18 protein-coding genes are annotated in these 15,507 nt (G+C 67.4%); 14 read left to right on the top strand and 4 right to left on the bottom strand.

Features of this window, described 5'->3' with window-relative positions:
- Positions 1-52: 52 nt before the first annotated feature.
- The gene (locus G6N59_RS11950; RefSeq protein ID WP_138232464.1) at positions 53-949 is read right to left on the bottom strand and encodes an HAD family hydrolase; all 897 of its coding nucleotides are present in this window, start codon (positions 947-949) and stop codon (positions 53-55) included.
- A 104-nt stretch (positions 950-1,053) separates the two neighbouring features.
- Here G6N59_RS11950 and G6N59_RS11945 point away from each other — a divergent pair, with 104 nt between their 5' ends.
- From G6N59_RS11945 to G6N59_RS11890, 12 genes are all read left to right on the top strand, one after another.
- A complete protein-coding gene (locus G6N59_RS11945) occupies positions 1,054-1,323 on the top strand; it encodes a glutaredoxin family protein (RefSeq protein WP_268815828.1) in 270 nt (89 codons plus the stop codon).
- A 165-nt stretch (positions 1,324-1,488) separates the two neighbouring features.
- Complete coding sequence (locus tag G6N59_RS11940) at positions 1,489-2,859, top strand: glutamyl-tRNA reductase (RefSeq protein ID WP_138232462.1); 1,371 nt, start codon at positions 1,489-1,491, stop codon at positions 2,857-2,859.
- A gap of 6 nt (positions 2,860-2,865) precedes the next feature.
- Positions 2,866-3,825: a hydroxymethylbilane synthase gene (hemC, locus tag G6N59_RS11935; RefSeq protein ID WP_138232461.1), complete on the top strand. Its 960-nt coding sequence runs from the start codon at positions 2,866-2,868 to the stop codon at positions 3,823-3,825.
- 3 nt (positions 3,826-3,828) lie between these two features.
- Positions 3,829-5,511, top strand: coding sequence for a bifunctional uroporphyrinogen-III C-methyltransferase/uroporphyrinogen-III synthase (locus G6N59_RS11930; RefSeq protein ID WP_138232460.1), 1,683 nt, complete (start codon positions 3,829-3,831; stop codon positions 5,509-5,511).
- Between the two features lie 10 nt (positions 5,512-5,521).
- Complete coding sequence (gene hemB, locus G6N59_RS11925) at positions 5,522-6,502, top strand: porphobilinogen synthase (RefSeq protein ID WP_138232459.1); 981 nt, start codon at positions 5,522-5,524, stop codon at positions 6,500-6,502.
- On the top strand, positions 6,499-6,981 hold the full coding sequence (locus G6N59_RS11920) for a hypothetical protein (protein ID WP_306789633.1): 483 nt from the start codon (positions 6,499-6,501) through the stop codon (positions 6,979-6,981). Before hemB ends, G6N59_RS11920 begins: the two co-directional genes overlap by 4 nt.
- Before the next feature lie 279 nt (positions 6,982-7,260).
- Positions 7,261-7,623, top strand: coding sequence for a hypothetical protein (locus tag G6N59_RS11915; protein WP_306789632.1), 363 nt, complete (start codon positions 7,261-7,263; stop codon positions 7,621-7,623).
- Positions 7,620-8,120: a transport-regulating membrane protein Mce1N gene (locus G6N59_RS11910; protein WP_138232457.1), complete on the top strand. Its 501-nt coding sequence runs from the start codon at positions 7,620-7,622 to the stop codon at positions 8,118-8,120. Before G6N59_RS11915 ends, G6N59_RS11910 begins: the two co-directional genes overlap by 4 nt.
- On the top strand, positions 8,117-8,359 hold the full coding sequence (locus G6N59_RS11905; RefSeq protein WP_138232456.1) for a hypothetical protein: 243 nt from the start codon (positions 8,117-8,119) through the stop codon (positions 8,357-8,359). The genes G6N59_RS11910 and G6N59_RS11905 overlap by 4 nt, the downstream gene beginning before the upstream one ends.
- Positions 8,360-8,369: 10 nt before the next feature.
- Positions 8,370-9,581, top strand: a complete 1,212-nt coding sequence (locus G6N59_RS11900; protein WP_138232455.1) for an acyl-CoA dehydrogenase family protein — start codon at positions 8,370-8,372, stop codon at positions 9,579-9,581.
- A 178-nt stretch (positions 9,582-9,759) separates the two neighbouring features.
- Positions 9,760-10,617 carry an oxygenase MpaB family protein gene (locus G6N59_RS11895; RefSeq protein WP_138232454.1) on the top strand — a complete coding sequence of 286 codons (858 nt, stop codon included), beginning with the start codon at positions 9,760-9,762 and terminating at the stop codon, positions 10,615-10,617.
- A complete protein-coding gene (locus G6N59_RS11890) occupies positions 10,601-11,218 on the top strand; it encodes a TetR/AcrR family transcriptional regulator (protein WP_138232453.1) in 618 nt (205 codons plus the stop codon). The genes G6N59_RS11895 and G6N59_RS11890 overlap by 17 nt, the downstream gene beginning before the upstream one ends.
- Here G6N59_RS11890 and G6N59_RS11885 read toward each other — a convergent pair.
- The gene (locus tag G6N59_RS11885; RefSeq protein WP_138232452.1) at positions 11,182-12,660 is read right to left on the bottom strand and encodes a hypothetical protein; all 1,479 of its coding nucleotides are present in this window, start codon (positions 12,658-12,660) and stop codon (positions 11,182-11,184) included. The two genes, G6N59_RS11890 and G6N59_RS11885, sit on opposite strands and share 37 nt — an antisense overlap.
- A gap of 353 nt (positions 12,661-13,013) precedes the next feature.
- Here G6N59_RS11885 and G6N59_RS11880 point away from each other — a divergent pair, with 353 nt between their 5' ends.
- A complete protein-coding gene (locus G6N59_RS11880; protein ID WP_407665849.1) occupies positions 13,014-13,301 on the top strand; it encodes a maleylpyruvate isomerase N-terminal domain-containing protein in 288 nt (95 codons plus the stop codon).
- On the top strand, positions 13,289-13,432 hold the full coding sequence (locus G6N59_RS11875; RefSeq protein WP_163910715.1) for a hypothetical protein: 144 nt from the start codon (positions 13,289-13,291) through the stop codon (positions 13,430-13,432). The genes G6N59_RS11880 and G6N59_RS11875 overlap by 13 nt, the downstream gene beginning before the upstream one ends.
- Positions 13,433-13,469: 37 nt before the next feature.
- Here the strand turns inward: G6N59_RS11875 and G6N59_RS11870 are convergent, their stop codons facing one another.
- Positions 13,470-14,573: a fatty acid desaturase family protein gene (locus tag G6N59_RS11870; RefSeq protein WP_138232451.1), complete on the bottom strand. Its 1,104-nt coding sequence runs from the start codon at positions 14,571-14,573 to the stop codon at positions 13,470-13,472.
- A 24-nt stretch (positions 14,574-14,597) separates the two neighbouring features.
- Positions 14,598-15,347 carry a TetR/AcrR family transcriptional regulator gene (locus tag G6N59_RS11865; protein ID WP_138232450.1) on the bottom strand — a complete coding sequence of 250 codons (750 nt, stop codon included), beginning with the start codon at positions 15,345-15,347 and terminating at the stop codon, positions 14,598-14,600.
- Positions 15,348-15,507: the final 160 nt, after the last annotated feature.

Here is a 15,507-nt window from a genome sequence, read left to right as displayed (position 1 = left end):
GCGTTCGAGTCGCTGACCTGCACACCGCGGGCGGGGTGCGCAGGCGACGCGCCTAGTTTCCCTTGCGTGACGCCATGGCGGCGAGCGCCCCGCCGACGGCACCCAGGGCCAGCGCGGATGGCACGCCGATGCGGGCGGCCTTGCGGGCGGTCCGGAAATCGCGGATCTCCCAGCCACGCTCGCGGGCGACGTCGCGCAGCGCGGCGTCGGGGTTGATCGCGACGGCCGTGCCGACCAGCGACAGCATCGGCACGTCGTTGAAGCTGTCCGAGTACGCGGTACACCGGCGCAGGTTGAGGCCCTCGCGAATGGCCAGCTGCCGCACCGCGTGGGCCTTGCCGACGCCGTGCAGGATGTCGCCGACCAGCCGGCCGGTGAACACGCCGTCTTCCGATTCGGCGACGGTGCCCAGAGCCCCGGTCAGTCCCAGCTTGCGGGCGATGGTCTGGGCCAGCTCCATGGGCGTCGCGGTGACGAGCCAGACCTGCTGGCCGGCGTCGAGGTGCATCTGTGCCAGTGCGCGCGTGCCCTGCCAGATCTTGTCGGCGATGATCTCGTCGTAGATCTCGTCGCCGAGGGCTTCCAGTTCCGCGGTTTGGCGGCCTTCGATGAACGACAGGGCCTTGCGCCGGCCGGCGGCGACGTCGTCGCTGTTCTCCTTGCCGGTCACCTGGAACTTGGCCTGCGCGTACGCGAACCGGGCCAGGTCGGCGTATTTGAAGTAGTCGCGGGCGGCCAGGCCGCGGGCGAAGTGCACCAGCGACGATCCGTGCACCAGCGTGTTGTCGACGTCGAAGAACGCGGCCGCGGTGAGGTCGGGCGGCGGCGGGAGCGCCGGGGCGGCGGGTTCTTCGGTCCCGGACTCCTGGTCGACGGCCGCCTGATCGGGGCCGTCGGCAGGGCCGGCGGGCACGGGCTCGTCGGCAGTCACGGGGCTGGATTCGGACACAGTTCAACACTAGTGCCCGTTGGGCACACTCCTCAGGGCGACTCGGGCGACTCATACCTCGCCGCGTGATCATCGTGCGGCCAGGTCACGCCATACTGATGCGCGTGGATCGATCAGGGAACAGCCACCGCGTGACGTTGCTCACCCGCGCCGGATGCAGCATGTGCGAACGCGCGTCGGCTCAGCTCGTGGCGTTGTCCGACGAGCTCGGATTCGTCCTGACGAGCACGGATGTCGATGTCCTGGCCGCTGCCGGGGACACCGCGCTGCGCGCCGAGTTCGGTGATCGGCTGCCTGTGGTGCTCCTTGATGATGTTGAGCACAGTTACTGGGAGGTCGACGAGGAGCAGCTGCGAGCCGACTTGACTGGCTGACCCGGCCGATCAGGCCGCCGGTGAGGCGGTGCCCCGGGATTCGGCAGGCGTATAGCAAATTTGGTCGGCGGGCTGGTGAGCGGCTAGCTTTGAATGCGTTCCTGCGGCCAGACGAGGCCCGGGCAACCTGCCTGCGCGACGGAGGTGCGACGAGGTGAAGAGGCCGTGAGCGTACTGCTGTTCGGGGTTTCGCACCGCAGTGCACCGGTTTCCGTGCTGGAACAACTGAGCACCGACGAGGCTGAGCAGGCCAAGATCATCGAGCTGCTGCTGCAGTCCTCTCTGGTCACCGAGGCGATGGTGCTCTCCACCTGTAATCGGGTCGAGGTGTACGCGGTCGTGGATGCGTTCCACGGCGGGCTCTCGGTGATCGGCTCGGTGCTCTCCGAGCGCTCGGGTATGTCGCTGCACGACCTCACCAAGCACGCCTACGTGCGGTACGCCGAGGCGGCTGTCGAGCATCTGTTCGCCGTCGCCAGCGGCCTGGACTCGGCGGTCATCGGCGAGGCGCAGGTGCTGGGCCAGGTGCGCCGGGCCTACACCTCCGCGGAAGCGCACCAGACGGTCGGCCGCACCCTGCACGAGCTGTCGCAGCGGGCGCTGTCGGTCGGCAAGCGCGTCCACGCCGAGACCGGGATCGACGCCGCGGGCGCCTCGGTGGTGTCGGTGGCGCTGGATATGGCCAAGTCCAAGCTGACGTCGCTGACCGGGCTGACGGCCGCCGTGATCGGCGCCGGTTCCATGGGTGCCCTGGCCGCCGCGCATCTGACGCGCGCCGGGATCGCCCGCGTCGAGGTGGTAAACCGCTCGCTGCCGAGGGCCGAGCGCATGGTCGAGAATCTGAAGGCCCAGGGCATCGACGCCGCTGCGCACACCCTCGACGACATCGCTGTCGCGCTGGGCAACGCCGACGTCGTCGTCGCGTGTACCGGCGCCGTGCGCCCGGTGGTGTCGTTGGCCGATGCGCACCGCGGACTGATGAACCGCCCCGAGCATCGCCAGTTGGTCATCTGCGACCTGGGCATGCCGCGGGACGTCGACGGCGCGATTGCTGGCCTGCCCGGCGTGCACGTGATCGACATGGAGCGCATCCAGCGGGAACCGTCGGCCCGGGCCGCGGCCTCGGATGCCGAAGCGGCCCGCTCGATGGTCGCCGCGGAGGTCGCCAGTTACCTGGCCGGCCAGCGGATGGCCGAGGTCACCCCGACCGTCACAGCCCTGCGTCAGCGTGCCGCGGACGTCGTCGAAGCGGAGTTGTTGCGCCTCGACAACCGTGTTCCGGAACTCGACGCCGTCCACCGCGACGAGGTCGCCAAGACGGTCCGTCGGGTCGTGGACAAGTTGCTGCACGCTCCGACGGTGCGGGTCAAGCAGTTGGCCAGCGCGCCCGGCGGTGATAGCTACGCCGAGGCGCTGCGTGAGCTGTTCGAGCTCGACCCGCAGGCCATCGATGCGGTTTCCGCCGGCGAACTGCCCTTGGCGGCACCAGATTTGGCGGTAGGCGAGCCGCATTCCCACCACGACAAGGCTGAGTAATCTCACTTGGTAACTACCCTCGAAAATGTTGTCCGGATCGGCACCAGGGGCAGCCTGTTGGCTACCACGCAGGCCGGCACCGTCCGTGACGCCCTGATAGCTCTCGGCCAACCCGCGGAGCTGGTCATCATCAGCACCGAAGGCGACCGCTCCCAGGCGCCGGTCGCAGACATCGGCATCGGCGTGTTCACCGCCGAGCTGCGGCACGCCATGGCCGACGGCCGCATCGACGTCGCGGTGCACTCGTACAAGGATTTGCCGACGGCACCCGACGAGCGCTTCGTCATCGCCGCGGTGCCGCCGCGCGAAGATGCGCGTGACGCCTTGGTGGCGCGCGACGGAATGGTCCTGGGGGAGTTGCCAGCCGGCTCGGTGATCGGCACGTCGAGCCCGCGACGGGCGGCACAGCTTAGAGCACTGGGTCTCGGTTTGGAAATCCGCCCCCTACGAGGCAACCTAGATACCAGGTTGAACAGGGTAAGTAGTGGTGATCTCGACGCTGTTGTCGTCGCCCGAGCGGGTCTGGCCCGTATCGGACGGCTCGATGTCGTCACCGAGAGCCTCGAGCCGGTGCAGATGTTGCCAGCGCCGGCGCAGGGCGCCCTCGCGGTCGAGTGCCGAGTGGGTGACACCGAGCTGGCGATGCTGCTGGGAAAGCTGGACCATCCCGACACGCGCGCCGCGATCACTGCAGAACGAGTCCTGTTGGCCGAACTGGAGGCGGGTTGTTCCGCGCCGGTGGGTGCGATCGCTGAAGTGGTCGAGTCCATCGACGAGGACGGCCGAGTCTTCGAAGAGCTGTCGCTGCGCGGTTGCGTGGCGGCGCTGGACGGATCCGACGTGATCCGGGCGTCCGGGATCGGGACACCCGAACGGGCACGGGAGCTGGGGCTCTCGGTGGCCGCGGAGTTGTTCGACCTGGGGGCGCGCGACGTGTTGGATCAGCGGACTGTAGAGCGGGAGTGAGAGATGACGACCCGAGTGCGTAAGCACAAGCCCGGCCGCATCACCTTTGTCGGTTCCGGCCCCGGTGACCCGGGCCTGTTGACGACGCGTGCGCGGAACGTTTTGGCGCATGCGGCATTGGTTTTCACCGATCCTGATGTGCCCGAGGCGGTGCTGGCGCTGATCGGTACCGATCTGCCGCCGACCTCCGGGCCGCACCCGGCCGACGCCGAGCCGGCCGCCGATGCCAAAACCGACGACGCTGCCGCTCCGGCCGCGCCGGCGGCCCCGGCCATGACGTTCCCGCATGGTGTCGACGTCCGCCCCGCCCTGGGTGACCCGACCGAGGTGGCCAAGCTGCTCATCGCCGAGGCCAAGACCGGCGTCGACGTGGTGCGTCTGGTGGCGGGCGACCCGCTGTCGGTCGACGCCGTCATCACCGAGGTGAACACCTTGGCCAAGACCGCGGCGCACTTCGAGATTGTGCCGGGCCTGCCGTCGTCGACGGCGGTGCCCACCTACGCGGGCCTGCCCGTCGGCTCGGCGCACACCGTGGCCGACGTCCGCGGTGACGTGGACTGGGCCGCGCTGGCCGCCGCTCCGGGGCCGCTGATCCTGCACGCGACGGTGTCGCACCTGCCGGATGCCGCGCGCACCCTGATCGAATACGGCCTCACCGACAGCACCCCGTGCGTCGTGACCGCCCACGGCACCACGTGCCAGCAGCGGTCCATCGAGACCACGCTGGCCGGGCTGCTGGACAAGGCCGTGCTGGAGAAGCCGGTCGGCCCCGAGCCCGTCGGCCCGCTGGCGGGTCCGCTGGTCGTCACCATCGGCAAGACGGTGGCGCACCGGGCCAAGCTGAACTGGTGGGAGAGCCGCGCGCTGTACGGCTGGACCGTGCTGGTGCCGCGCACCAAGGACCAGGCCGGCGAGATGAGCGATCGGCTGGTGGGCCACGGCGCCCTGCCCATCGAGGTGCCGACCATCGCCGTCGAGCCGCCGCGCAGCCCCGCCCAGATGGAGCGTGCGGTCAAGGGCCTGGTCGACGGTCGTTTCCAGTGGGTCGTGTTCACCTCCACCAACGCCGTGCGCGCGGTGTGGGAGAAGTTCAACGAATTCGGTCTGGATGCCCGCGCGTTCTCCGGTGTGAAGATCGCGTGCGTCGGTCAGGCCACCGCCGACAAGGTGCGTGCGTTCGGCATCAATCCCGAGCTGGTGCCGGCCGGTGAGCAGTCGTCGTTGGGCCTGCTCGACGAATTCCCGGACTACGACGAAATTTTCGACCCGGTGAACCGGGTGCTGCTGCCGCGCGCCGACATCGCCACCGAGACGCTGGCCGAGGGCCTGCGCGAGCGTGGCTGGGAGATCGAGGACGTCACGGCCTACCGGACCGTCCGTGCGGCACCGCCGCCGGCGCATACCCGCGAGATGATCAAGACCGGTGGTTTCGACGCCGTCTGCTTCACCTCGAGCTCCACGGTGCGCAACTTGGTCGGCATCGCCGGCAAGCCGCACGCCCGGACCATCGTCGCCTGCATCGGCCCGAAAACCGCTGAAACCGCAGCCGAATTCGGCCTGCGTGTGGACGTGCAGCCGGAGACCGCCGCCGTGGGTCCGCTGGTCGAGGCGCTGGCCGAGCACGCCGCTCGCCTGCGCGCCGAGGGTGCCCTGCCACCCCCGCGTAAGAAGAGCCGGCGTCGCTAGACTCGGCACCATGTCCTTTCCAAGGCACCGGCCCCGGCGACTGCGTACCACCCCGGCGTTGCGGCGTCTGGTGTCCGAAACCTCGCTGGAGCCACGGCATCTGGTGTTGCCGATGTTCGTCGCGGACGGGCTCACCGAGCCGCGTCCCATCGGGTCGATGCCCGGGGTCGTCCAGCACACCCGGGATTCGCTGCGCCGCGCCGCGGCCGAAGCGGTCGAGGCCGGTGTCGGCGGGCTGATGCTGTTCGGCGTCCCGTGCGACGGTGACAAGGACGCCACCGGCTCCGAGGGCGTCAACCCCGAGGGCATCCTCAATGTGGCGCTGCGCGACCTGAATTCGGACCTCGGTGACGCGACCGTGCTGATGGCCGACACCTGCCTGGACGAGTTCACCGATCACGGGCACTGTGGCGTATTGGACCGGTTCGGCAGAGTTGATAATGACGCCACCAACGAGCAGTACATCAAACTTGCGTTGGCCCAAGCTGATTCGGGAGCGCAGGTCGTCGGGCCGAGCGGCATGATGGACGGTCAGGTTGCGGCGATCCGCGACGGGCTGGACCTGGCCGGGCACACCGACGTCGCGATCCTGGCCTACGCCGCCAAGTTCGCGTCGGCGTTCTACGGCCCGTTCCGCGAGGCCGTCGGTTCCAGCTTGCAGGGCGATCGTCGTACCTACCAACAGGATCCGGGCAATGCGCGGGAAGCGGTGCGGGAGATCGAGCTGGATCTGGCCGAAGGCGCCGACATGGTGATGGTCAAGCCGGCGATGAGCTACCTGGACGTGGTGCGAGCCGCTGCCGACATTTCGCCGGTACCCGTTGCGGCATACCAGATTTCGGGGGAGTACGCGATGATCAGCGCGGCTGCGGCCAACGGCTGGATCGATCTGCGGGCCTCGGTCCTGGAGTCGCTCATCAGCATTCGGCGCGCCGGCGCCGACATCGTGCTCACGTACTGGGCGACGGACGTCGCGGGCTGGCTGCGGTGAACCCACAGCACCCGCAGCATCCCCAGAATCCGCAGTACCCGCCGTATCAGGGTCCGGGGCCGGATGGGCCCGACCCCGAGCCGCACGAAATGCCGCAGGACGTCGTCACCGGCTTCTGGCTGTGGACGGCGGCGCTGCCGCTGTCGGTGATCGGCTACGTGATCAACCTGCTGACGACGCCCGAGCGTGCGGTATCGGGCTACGCCTACGCGGTGTCGGGCCTGATGCTGTTCATCATCGTGGTCCTGGTGGCCACGTTCCTGGTGCTGTTGCGGCAGGGCTACCGGTGGGCGCGCAGCATCCTGACCGGCGGGGCGGCGGCGACGATCCTCTACCTGACCACCAATCTCTTCGCCGACTACCACGGCGCGGCCGCCGCGCTCGGCTACGCGGTGTGCGGCATCGGCGGTGTGGTGCTCATCGGCGGCGGTGTTTATCTCCTGCACCGCCCCGACTCGAACGGCTACTTCGTCCGCTGACCACATCCCCCGCGCGATCCGATTCCGTCTCCGCGTTGATCCTGAATCGTGGGCGTAAAAGGTCGAGAACGGGTGTGCGCGGATGCAGGGTGAACGTCGGATTCGCACCCACGCTGGTTGACCGTGAAATGAGGCCGCAGAAGGTCGAGAGCGGGTGCGCGTCGATGTCAGGTCGACGTGACCAACCCGGAGCCGATCGCGGCCGTGCCGGCAAACCCCCGCTAGGCTGGCCCGGACATGACTGAGACCACACCTCCTGTACCCGCCCGGCCTCGGGCTGTGACTGTTGCTTTCTGGTGTTGGGCGGTGGCCGCGGTGCTGCTGATGGTTGGCGGCACGCTGACCGCCACCGCTGAGGTGCCGGCCGCCTACCGCAACCTCGTCTTGGGCGTCGGCGTCATCACCGCCGTCGCCGGCGCAGCCATGGCCTTTTCTGCCGGGCGTGCCCGCCGGGGTGACAACAGGTTTCGGCGGGCCGCTGCGGCGCTGTCCATGGCGACAGTGGTCTTCGTCGGCGTCCTCGCGCTGGTGGGCATCGCGCAGCTGCTGTCACTGGTCGCACTGCTGCCGCTGATTGCCGGGACGGTGTCGATAACCCGGCCGGATGCGCAGTCCTGGTTCGGCGGGAAGGCCGGTACGTGACGGATGCGCCGGCGGACACCGACGCCGAACAGGTTCTCTTCCACGAAGTCGGGGCCAGCTGGTGGTGGCTGTTGCTGGGTCCGTTCTCCGGTGGCTCCATCGCCGCAATGCAGTTGTGGTCGGCCCACCGGCTGGACCCGCTGGTCCCGATTGTGTTCCTGGTGCTGGTCACCGGCTTCCTGGCGCTGCAGGTCAAGGCCGCACGCCTGCACACGTCGGTCGAGCTCACTCCCGAGTACCTGCGCCAGGGCACCGAGTCCGTCCGCGTCGCGGACATCATCGGAATGTTCCCCGAGGCCCGCGGCGCCGACGCACCCCGCTGGCAGTCTTACCGGGCGTTCGGGGAGCTGACGGGCGTCCCGCGCGGGCGCACGGGGATCGGCCTCGAACTGACCGGTGAGCGCAGCGGCCAGGCCTGGGCCCGCCGCCATCGCGGGTTGCGTGCCCAGTTGGAGTCGCTGGGTGTGCGCGAACTCGGCGAGGACGACGACGAATGAGCAGCAGCAGGATCGTGGCGGCCGGCGCCCTGGTGCTGGCGGTGCTGGCGGCCGTCGGCTCGGTCGTGAGTTGGCTGGCTGCGACGTCCATCGCCGACGTGGCGCCGGTGATCCCCGGCGAGCCGGTGAAGACGTCGGTGCTCTATGACCCGTCGTTCGTCACACTGTCGTTGTTGCTGGCGACCCTGGCCGGGGTGCTCGCCGTAGTGGGTACGGCGAGGTGGCGGCGCGCCAAGTAGTGTGTCGCCCATGTCTTTTTCGTTAGAACTGTCTGCTGACGTCTGCCAGGTCCGCGACTGGGTCCACGAGTTCGCTGCCGGGGTGATCCGCCCGGCTGCCGAAGAGTGGGACGAGCGCGAGGAGACGCCATGGCCGATCATCCAGGAGGCGGCCAAGGTCGGCCTGTACTCCATGGAATTCTTTGCCACCCAGAGCGCGGAGCCGACCGGGCTCGGCATGCCCGTCGCCGTCGAGGAGCTGTTCTGGGGTGACGCCGGAATCTCGTTGTCCATCATGGGCACCGGTCTGGCGGCGGCCTCGCTGGCGGCCAACGGCACCATGGAGCAGATGGGCGAGTGGCTGCCGCAGATGTTCGGCGACATCGACGAGCCCAAGCTGGCGGCCTTCTGTTCGTCGGAACCCGGTGCGGGATCGGATGTTTCGGCGATCATCACGCGCGCCCGCTATGACGAGGCCACTGACGAGTGGGTCCTCAATGGGACCAAGACCTGGGCCACCAACGGCGGCATCGCCAACGTGCACATCGTCGTCGCCTCGGTGTACCCGGAACTCGGCTCGCGCGGCCAGGCCAGCTTCATCATTCCGCCGGGCACCAAGGGTTTCAGTCAGGGCCAGAAGTTCAAGAAGCACGGCATCCGGGCCTCGCACACCGCCGAGGTCGTGCTCGACGAGGTCCGGCTGCCGGGCCGGCTGATCGTCGGCGGCCGGGAGAAGTTCGAGGAGCGGGTGGCCCGTACCCGCGAGGGCAAGAGCTCCGCGGGCCAGGTGGCGATGAAGACGTTCGAGCGGACCCGGCCGACCGTCGGGGCCATGGCACTGGGCGTATCCCGCGCGGCGTACGAGTACGCGCTGGGCTACGCCCAGGAGCGCGAGCAGTTCGGCCGCAAGATCGGAGACTTCCAGGCCGTCGCATTCAAGCTGGCCGACATGAAGTCCCGGGTCGACGCGGCGCGGCTGCTGGTGTGGCGGGCCGGCTGGATGGCGCGCAACAACAAGCCGTTCGAGAACGCCGAAGGCTCCATGGCGAAGCTGGTGGCCAGCGAGACGGCGGTCTATGTGACCGACGAGGCCATCCAGATTCTGGGCGGCAACGGCTACACCCGCGACTACCCGGTGGAGCGGTGGCACCGTGACGCCAAGATTTTCACGATCTTCGAGGGCACCAGCGAGATTCAGCGGCTCGTGATGGCCCGCGCGATCACGGGGCTGCCGCTCAAATAGGTTCCGCGACCGTGCGTGTCTGCACACGACGCGCCGCAATTGGCGTCCGCGAACGTCCCGCTCGGCTGGCCCGAGCGGGACGTTTGTGTTCGGAACTCACGGTGTGTCGTCCGCAGACACGCACGCTCGCGCTGAATGGGAGTTGTTACAGAGTGCAAAATTTGTAACACTGTTCCGTATGACCGAAATCGCGGAACAGGCGGAGCTCGTCGACTCCTTGCCATTGGGGCCGGAGTCGCTGGTGTGGAAGTACTTCGGCGACAACCGCATGTATCTGATCGGGCCTAGGCCGGCGGTGCTGCAGAACATGCTGGCCCAGCTCGGCCAGGGCGTGCTGGACCATTCGGTGTTCTTCGCCGACACGTCGGCGCGGATCAAGCGGTCGCTGCCGCCGATCTTCCGCACCGTCTACGGCACCGATGACGCCAACACTGGTACTCAGGTCCGCGACTTCCACCGCGAGATCAAAGGCGACATGCCGGACGGCAGCCGGTACCACGCGCTCGATCCCGAGACCTATTACTGGGCGCACGCGACGTTCGTCGAGCAGGTGCTGTACTTCGCGGACACCTTCGTCAAACGGCTGAGCGACGCCGAAAAGGAACAGATCTACCTCGAGTCCAAGACCTGGTACCGCCGCTACGGTGTGAGCGACCGGCCGATGCCGGCCACCTACGCCGAATTCGAGGAGTACTGGGACCGGATGATGAACGAGGTTGCGGTGCCGCACAAGACGGCCCGCTACGGCGTCGGCTATGTAACCAAAGGTTTTCCGGCGCCGAAGGGCGTCAACCCGGCGGTGTGGCGCGCGATTTCGATCGTGTTCAACCCGGTCGCGGCCTTCCTGACGACCGGTGGCCTCCCGCCGCGGGCGCGCGATCTACTGGAGCTGCCCTGGACCGACCGGCAGGAGCGCGCCTACCAGCTGTTCGCGGCTGCTTGGCGTTCCAAGCCCGTGAACTGGATGTGGGATCGGCTGCCGATGTCGCTGCGGTACAACACATTTGCGCAGAAGGGCTATGCACGTGCTCGGTGATGCGACGACCGCGATCCTCGATGCCGCACTCGTCGAGTTCGAACAGCACGGCTTCCGCCGCGTTGCGCTCGACGACGTCGCCCGCCGGGCCGGCGTCAGCCGCACCACGATCTACCGGCGGTTCGTGAATCGCGACGAACTGGCGGCCGCTGTCGTCGAGCGGGAGAACGTCGAGCTGTTCGACGACATCGCGAGCGAACTGAAAGCTGCTGGGCCGCAATCAAATCTGTATGTCGAGGCATTCACGCTGTCGATCCTGCGCTTCCGGCGGCACCGGGTGCTGAACCGGATGATGACCGACGAACCCGCTCTCGTCATCGAGCTCATGCAACGGCATTATGGCGCCGCGGTCGGCCGGATGGCGGCAGCGCTGCGCGTCATCTTCCCCGACGGGTTCGCCGACCGGATCGGCGAGCAGGCGGTCAACGACCTGGCCGACACCATCCTGCGCTACGCCGCGATGGTACTGCTGCTGCCGAGCGTCGAGGCGCTGGACAGTGCCGAGGACATCCGGGCTTTCGCCGCAAGGCATTTCGTGCCGAGTCTGCCGTCGGCGCTGCAGGGTCAGCCGGGCAAGCCGGTCGCAGGGTCGATGCGGTAGATGCGCATGTGATAGGAGCCGGCGCGGATCTCGTGGATCGGCTGCTGGCAGATCGTCATCGACATGGCCGGGGCCCGGGACGACGACTGCCGGGAATTGGGTTCACGGTAATGCTGGCACCCGGAGTCATCGGTGAACTCGGGCCGGACCGCGACGTAGTAGTTGACTTCGTACCGCTTGAAAACCGCCCATAACGGCCGCTGCTCCCGGATGAGCTTCAGGAACGCGTGGGACATCATCAGCCCTTCGAGGTGCACCACCGGCTGGGTCATGAGCCAGGCGGGAGTCCCCGCGGCGTCGCCCATGGCGTAGACGCCCGGATGCTGCTGCGCAAAGTCCCTGAGTTGGTGTGCGGCTTGGGAAATGCCGCCCTGAACGGGCTGCGGCCGTGCTTCGAAAGTGACCGTCGCGCACAGTACCGCCAGGGTCAGCACCCCGACCGGCACGCCGACACGCCTGGTCCGCGCAGGTGACCGGGTCAGTTCGACGGCCACCAGCGCGGCGGCCACACCGAGCGCCATGTTCTCGAAGTAGAGGTACCAGCAGAACATCATCCAGCCGCTCATGACCGATTGCAGGACCAGCTGCACGACCGGGGCCGCGGCCAGTGCCAGCACGATCCGCCGGGCGTCACGGTTCTCGAGTCGGCGGGCCAGCGTGCCGACCACGGCCACGACGGCGGCCAGCTGCATCGCGTTCGCGCCGGGGAATGGCAGGTCGACGGACACGAAGTGCAGGTTCGGCGGCAGATAGCTGCCGAGCGACTTGGCGGCCATGGACGTGGTGGAGAAGTGGCCGTAGAAGACTTCGTTGAACCAGGCGTACAGCCCCAGCGGAAACGCTCCCGCCACTGCTGCCAGCGTGCGACGCCAGCCCCAGGTGGGTGCGATCGCCGCTAACAGCAACGGCGCCAACACGATTGCGTCGATGCGGGCCAGCACCATCAGGGCGCACAGCAGTCCCGCGACGGCGGCATTTCGGGTGGACTGCTCGGCGAGGGGCGTGCGCGTGAGATGCCTGAGCAGCGCCGCGGCGAGGAAGACCGTCAGGGCCATCTCGAGTCCCCATGCGGCAAATGGCGCGATCACGATGGTGGCGACGGCAGCGCCCACGGCGGCCGGCAACCGGCGGCCGGTGACCTGCTGCAGGAACCGCTCGAACAGGAAGAAGAATCCGATCAGCAGAATCGTTACGCTGATGTCGACGCCGGCAAAGAATGCCGGATCGCGGCCGGTGACGGCATAGAGCGCCGACAACCACAAGAACCACAACGGGTGATAGCCGTTGGTGGATTCACCGGGGAAGAACGTGGATCCGGCGCCATCGACCCAGTTCTGGGCGGCCTTAAGGTAATAGAAGAAGTCATCGAAGAATCGGACGGTCGGATCAAGGCCACCGAAGATGCGCCAGAGGCAGAGTCCGACGAGCGCGGCCGGAACCATCCGATGAATGGCCCAGGTGATAACGCGTTCGTTCGTTGTGGTGCCGGCAAATGTAATGATGTTTTCCCCACCCCCGTAGGAAGCGCAATGAACCTGCGCAGTCCCTTTGTCGCCAGGGGTAGCTAACCACAATTTTCGGTGCCTGATGCACACATTTGTGGAAGTCAATCATGTTGTGCGGGTTAATATCTCGTCTTTCGATGGCGTGAATATTTGCTGAATTCGCGCAGTGTTGCGTGCGTGAATTCGCAGCAATCGATCGCGTGGTTGCGACGTATGGTGGAATCGAACTCCGCACACTCGGGCCGGTTCTGGTGGGCGCTTCGCTGGGAAGTGGGGTAGTGGTGGCAGCAATGGATCTGGCTCGTCTCGAACGCCGGGACCTCGTCGAGTTTCTGGGTGGGCTCACCACGCAGCAGTGGGAACAGCCCTCGCTGTGCACCGGCTGGCGGGTACGCGACGTCGTCGGCCACATCATCGGGTACGACGAACTGACCGGCGCGCAGACGGTTCGGGAGTTCCTCCGCGGCGGGCTCTTCCCGCCACGGATCAATGCCGCGGTTCGGGCGCGGACCGGAAGCCTCTGGGCCGGCGGAAGCCCTGCTGATGGTGATGGTCGCGCGGCCTTGTGCGCTCGCTGATCTCGCCGGCCCCGGTGTGGACCGGCTACGCCGGAACCTGGGTGTCCGGTAGCTGGTCCGGCTCCGGCGTCGACAGCGCCGCGGCAGCGGGCGTGTACTGGATATCGGGGATAGGCGAGGTCGGACAATGACCGTCCACGATGTCGATGACATGATCGTTCGGCTCGCCTACGAGCTAGCGCACACGCAGACCCGTTCGGGCGCAACGTGATCCGGCAACGCGAGTGTGATGATGGTCCGCAGGGTACGGAGATACTGAAGAGCGAGCGGTCCGGTCGTGTAGGGCAGGCCGAATCGAGTGCACACGGCCCGAACCTGGACGGCGATCTCGGCATAACGGTTGCTCGGAAGGTCGGGGAACAGGTGATGCTCGATCTGGTAGCAGAGGTTTCCGCTGAGAAACGCCAACACGGGCCCCGCGCGGAAATTCGCGGTGCCCAACATCTGTCGTAAATACCATTCGGGTTTGGTCTCGTCGTCCAAGGCCGCGGGCGTGAATTTCTGTGTGCCGTCGGCGAAATGACCGCAACAGATCACCATGTAGGCCCAGACGTTGCGCACCAGGTTGGCGACCGCGTTCGCAGTGAGCGTGCGGCGCCAGCGGCGAACGCTCAGCGCGGGGAAAAACAGATAGTCCTTGCCGGCCTGGCGGGCGATCTTGCGGACGAGCGCCCGGGTGTGGGCGGATTTCTCGGCGCGAGTGGCCGAGGCCTTCTGCTGGGACTCCCAGCCCTGCAGGGCGATACCCCATTCGAACAGGACACCCAGCACGACGTTTCGCAGCGGCTGCAGCAGATTGCTGGGTCTCCATGGCTGGTCTGGGGTGACCCGCATGATGCCGTACCCGAGATCGTCGTCCATACCGATCACGTTGGTGAACACGTGGTGGCGGTAGTTGTGGGCATGGCGCCACTGCGCGGAGACGCCGGCCATGTCCCACTCCCAGGTGCTGGAGTGGATCTCCGGGTCGTTCATCCAATCCCATTGACCGTGGCAGATGTTGTGGCCGAGTTCCATGTTCTCGATGGCCTTGGCCGTGGCCAGTGCGGTGGTGCCGAGCGTGGACCCGACCTTGCCGCGGCTGACGGCGATGATCAGCCGGGCAGAGAGTTCCAGGCAGCGCTGAAACACGATGGTGCGCAGGATGTATGCCCGGTCGGGTGCGCCACGCGAATTCTCGACGTCGCGACGGATGTCATCCAGCGCGGCTCCCAGCGCGTCCAGGTCTGCCTCGCTGAGATGGGCGTATTCGGCTACCTCGGTGATCGCCATCTGGGTCACCTCCGTTCGTGGTGGTTATGGCGAATCGGCCGCAGGCCGCGGTACGCCGAATCGGGAACCGAGCCCGCTGAGCAAGATGTCGAGTCCCCGGTCGAGCTCGGCCCGTCCGTCATAGCGGGCCCACGTCGGGGCGAGGTCTCGCACGTGGGGGAATTGGTCGATCGGCAGCCGGTACAGCCCGAGCCGCAACACATGATCGGTTTCCTCGGGGCGTTCGACGATCTCCTGCAGTTCGGTCAGGACATGTCCGTAGAGGAACCCGAACAGCGTCCGGTACATATGAAGCGCGTCGTCTCCGCCGAAGCCTGCCTCGGTCAGGAGTGCGAGCACCTCTTCGAGGTGCCGCAGGATGCCCGGTGGCCGCATCCCGAGCGGTGTGGCAAGGGGGCGGGTGACCAGCAGCGGCACCACGTTGGGATGCGCGCGCGCCAGTTCGCGGAAGTCGTGACCGAGTTTGCGTAACGCGGCAGCCCAGTCCGTCGCCGCCGTGTCCAGTGCCAACTGCTCGAAGATCATCTCGACCACACCGTCGAGCACGGCTGCCTTGTTCGACACGTGCCGGTAGAGCACCATCGGGTCACGCCCCATGGCATCGCCGAGGCGGCGCATCGACAGTGCGTCGACGCCGTCACGGTCGATGATTTCCAGGGCGCTGGTCAGGACCGCCGCGCGGGTGATCGGCCGGCTGGCGCCGTCCTCCGTGATCGAGGCGGCGCCCTGGGTCACGCGACCCGGACGTGCTGGACCTCTTGGCGGCGGCGTCATGGCTGAAGCACCGCCCTCGGGGCGCGTCTCTCTGGCATCGCTTCAGTGTAAGCCTATATCGTAGGTCTACGCTGTTGACATTGGTGGAATCGGCGCGTCTACTGGACATATAGCACCGGATTGAGGCGCCGTCATGATCGTCATTGTTGGATCGCCCGCG

Source organism: Mycolicibacterium aubagnense (assembly GCF_010730955.1).
GTDB lineage: Bacteria > Actinomycetota > Actinomycetes > Mycobacteriales > Mycobacteriaceae > Mycobacterium > Mycobacterium aubagnense.
Note: the sequence above shows the minus strand (reverse complement) of the source record. Positions and strands in the feature narration are given on the sequence as shown.

What these genes read in the sequence shown, in the direction of transcription:
- hemB (WP_138232459.1), top strand. Translation starts at nt 5,522, where the DNA reads ATGTCCTTTCCAAGGCACCGGCCCCGGCGACTGCGTACCACCCCGGCG.
- G6N59_RS11880 (WP_407665849.1), top strand. Translation starts at nt 13,014, where the DNA reads ATGGATCTGGCTCGTCTCGAACGCCGGGACCTCGTCGAGTTTCTGGGT.
- G6N59_RS11870 (WP_138232451.1), bottom strand. Translation starts at nt 14,573, where the DNA reads ATGGCGATCACCGAGGTAGCCGAATACGCCCATCTCAGCGAGGCAGAC.
- G6N59_RS11930 (WP_138232460.1), top strand. Translation starts at nt 3,829, where the DNA reads ATGACGACCCGAGTGCGTAAGCACAAGCCCGGCCGCATCACCTTTGTC.
- G6N59_RS11905 (WP_138232456.1), top strand. Translation starts at nt 8,117, where the DNA reads ATGAGCAGCAGCAGGATCGTGGCGGCCGGCGCCCTGGTGCTGGCGGTG.
- G6N59_RS11890 (WP_138232453.1), top strand. Translation starts at nt 10,601, where the DNA reads ATGCACGTGCTCGGTGATGCGACGACCGCGATCCTCGATGCCGCACTC.
- G6N59_RS11900 (WP_138232455.1), top strand. Translation starts at nt 8,370, where the DNA reads ATGTCTTTTTCGTTAGAACTGTCTGCTGACGTCTGCCAGGTCCGCGAC.
- G6N59_RS11865 (WP_138232450.1), bottom strand. Translation starts at nt 15,347, where the DNA reads ATGACGCCGCCGCCAAGAGGTCCAGCACGTCCGGGTCGCGTGACCCAG.
- G6N59_RS11895 (WP_138232454.1), top strand. Translation starts at nt 9,760, where the DNA reads ATGACCGAAATCGCGGAACAGGCGGAGCTCGTCGACTCCTTGCCATTG.
- G6N59_RS11885 (WP_138232452.1), bottom strand. Translation starts at nt 12,660, where the DNA reads ATGGTTCCGGCCGCGCTCGTCGGACTCTGCCTCTGGCGCATCTTCGGT.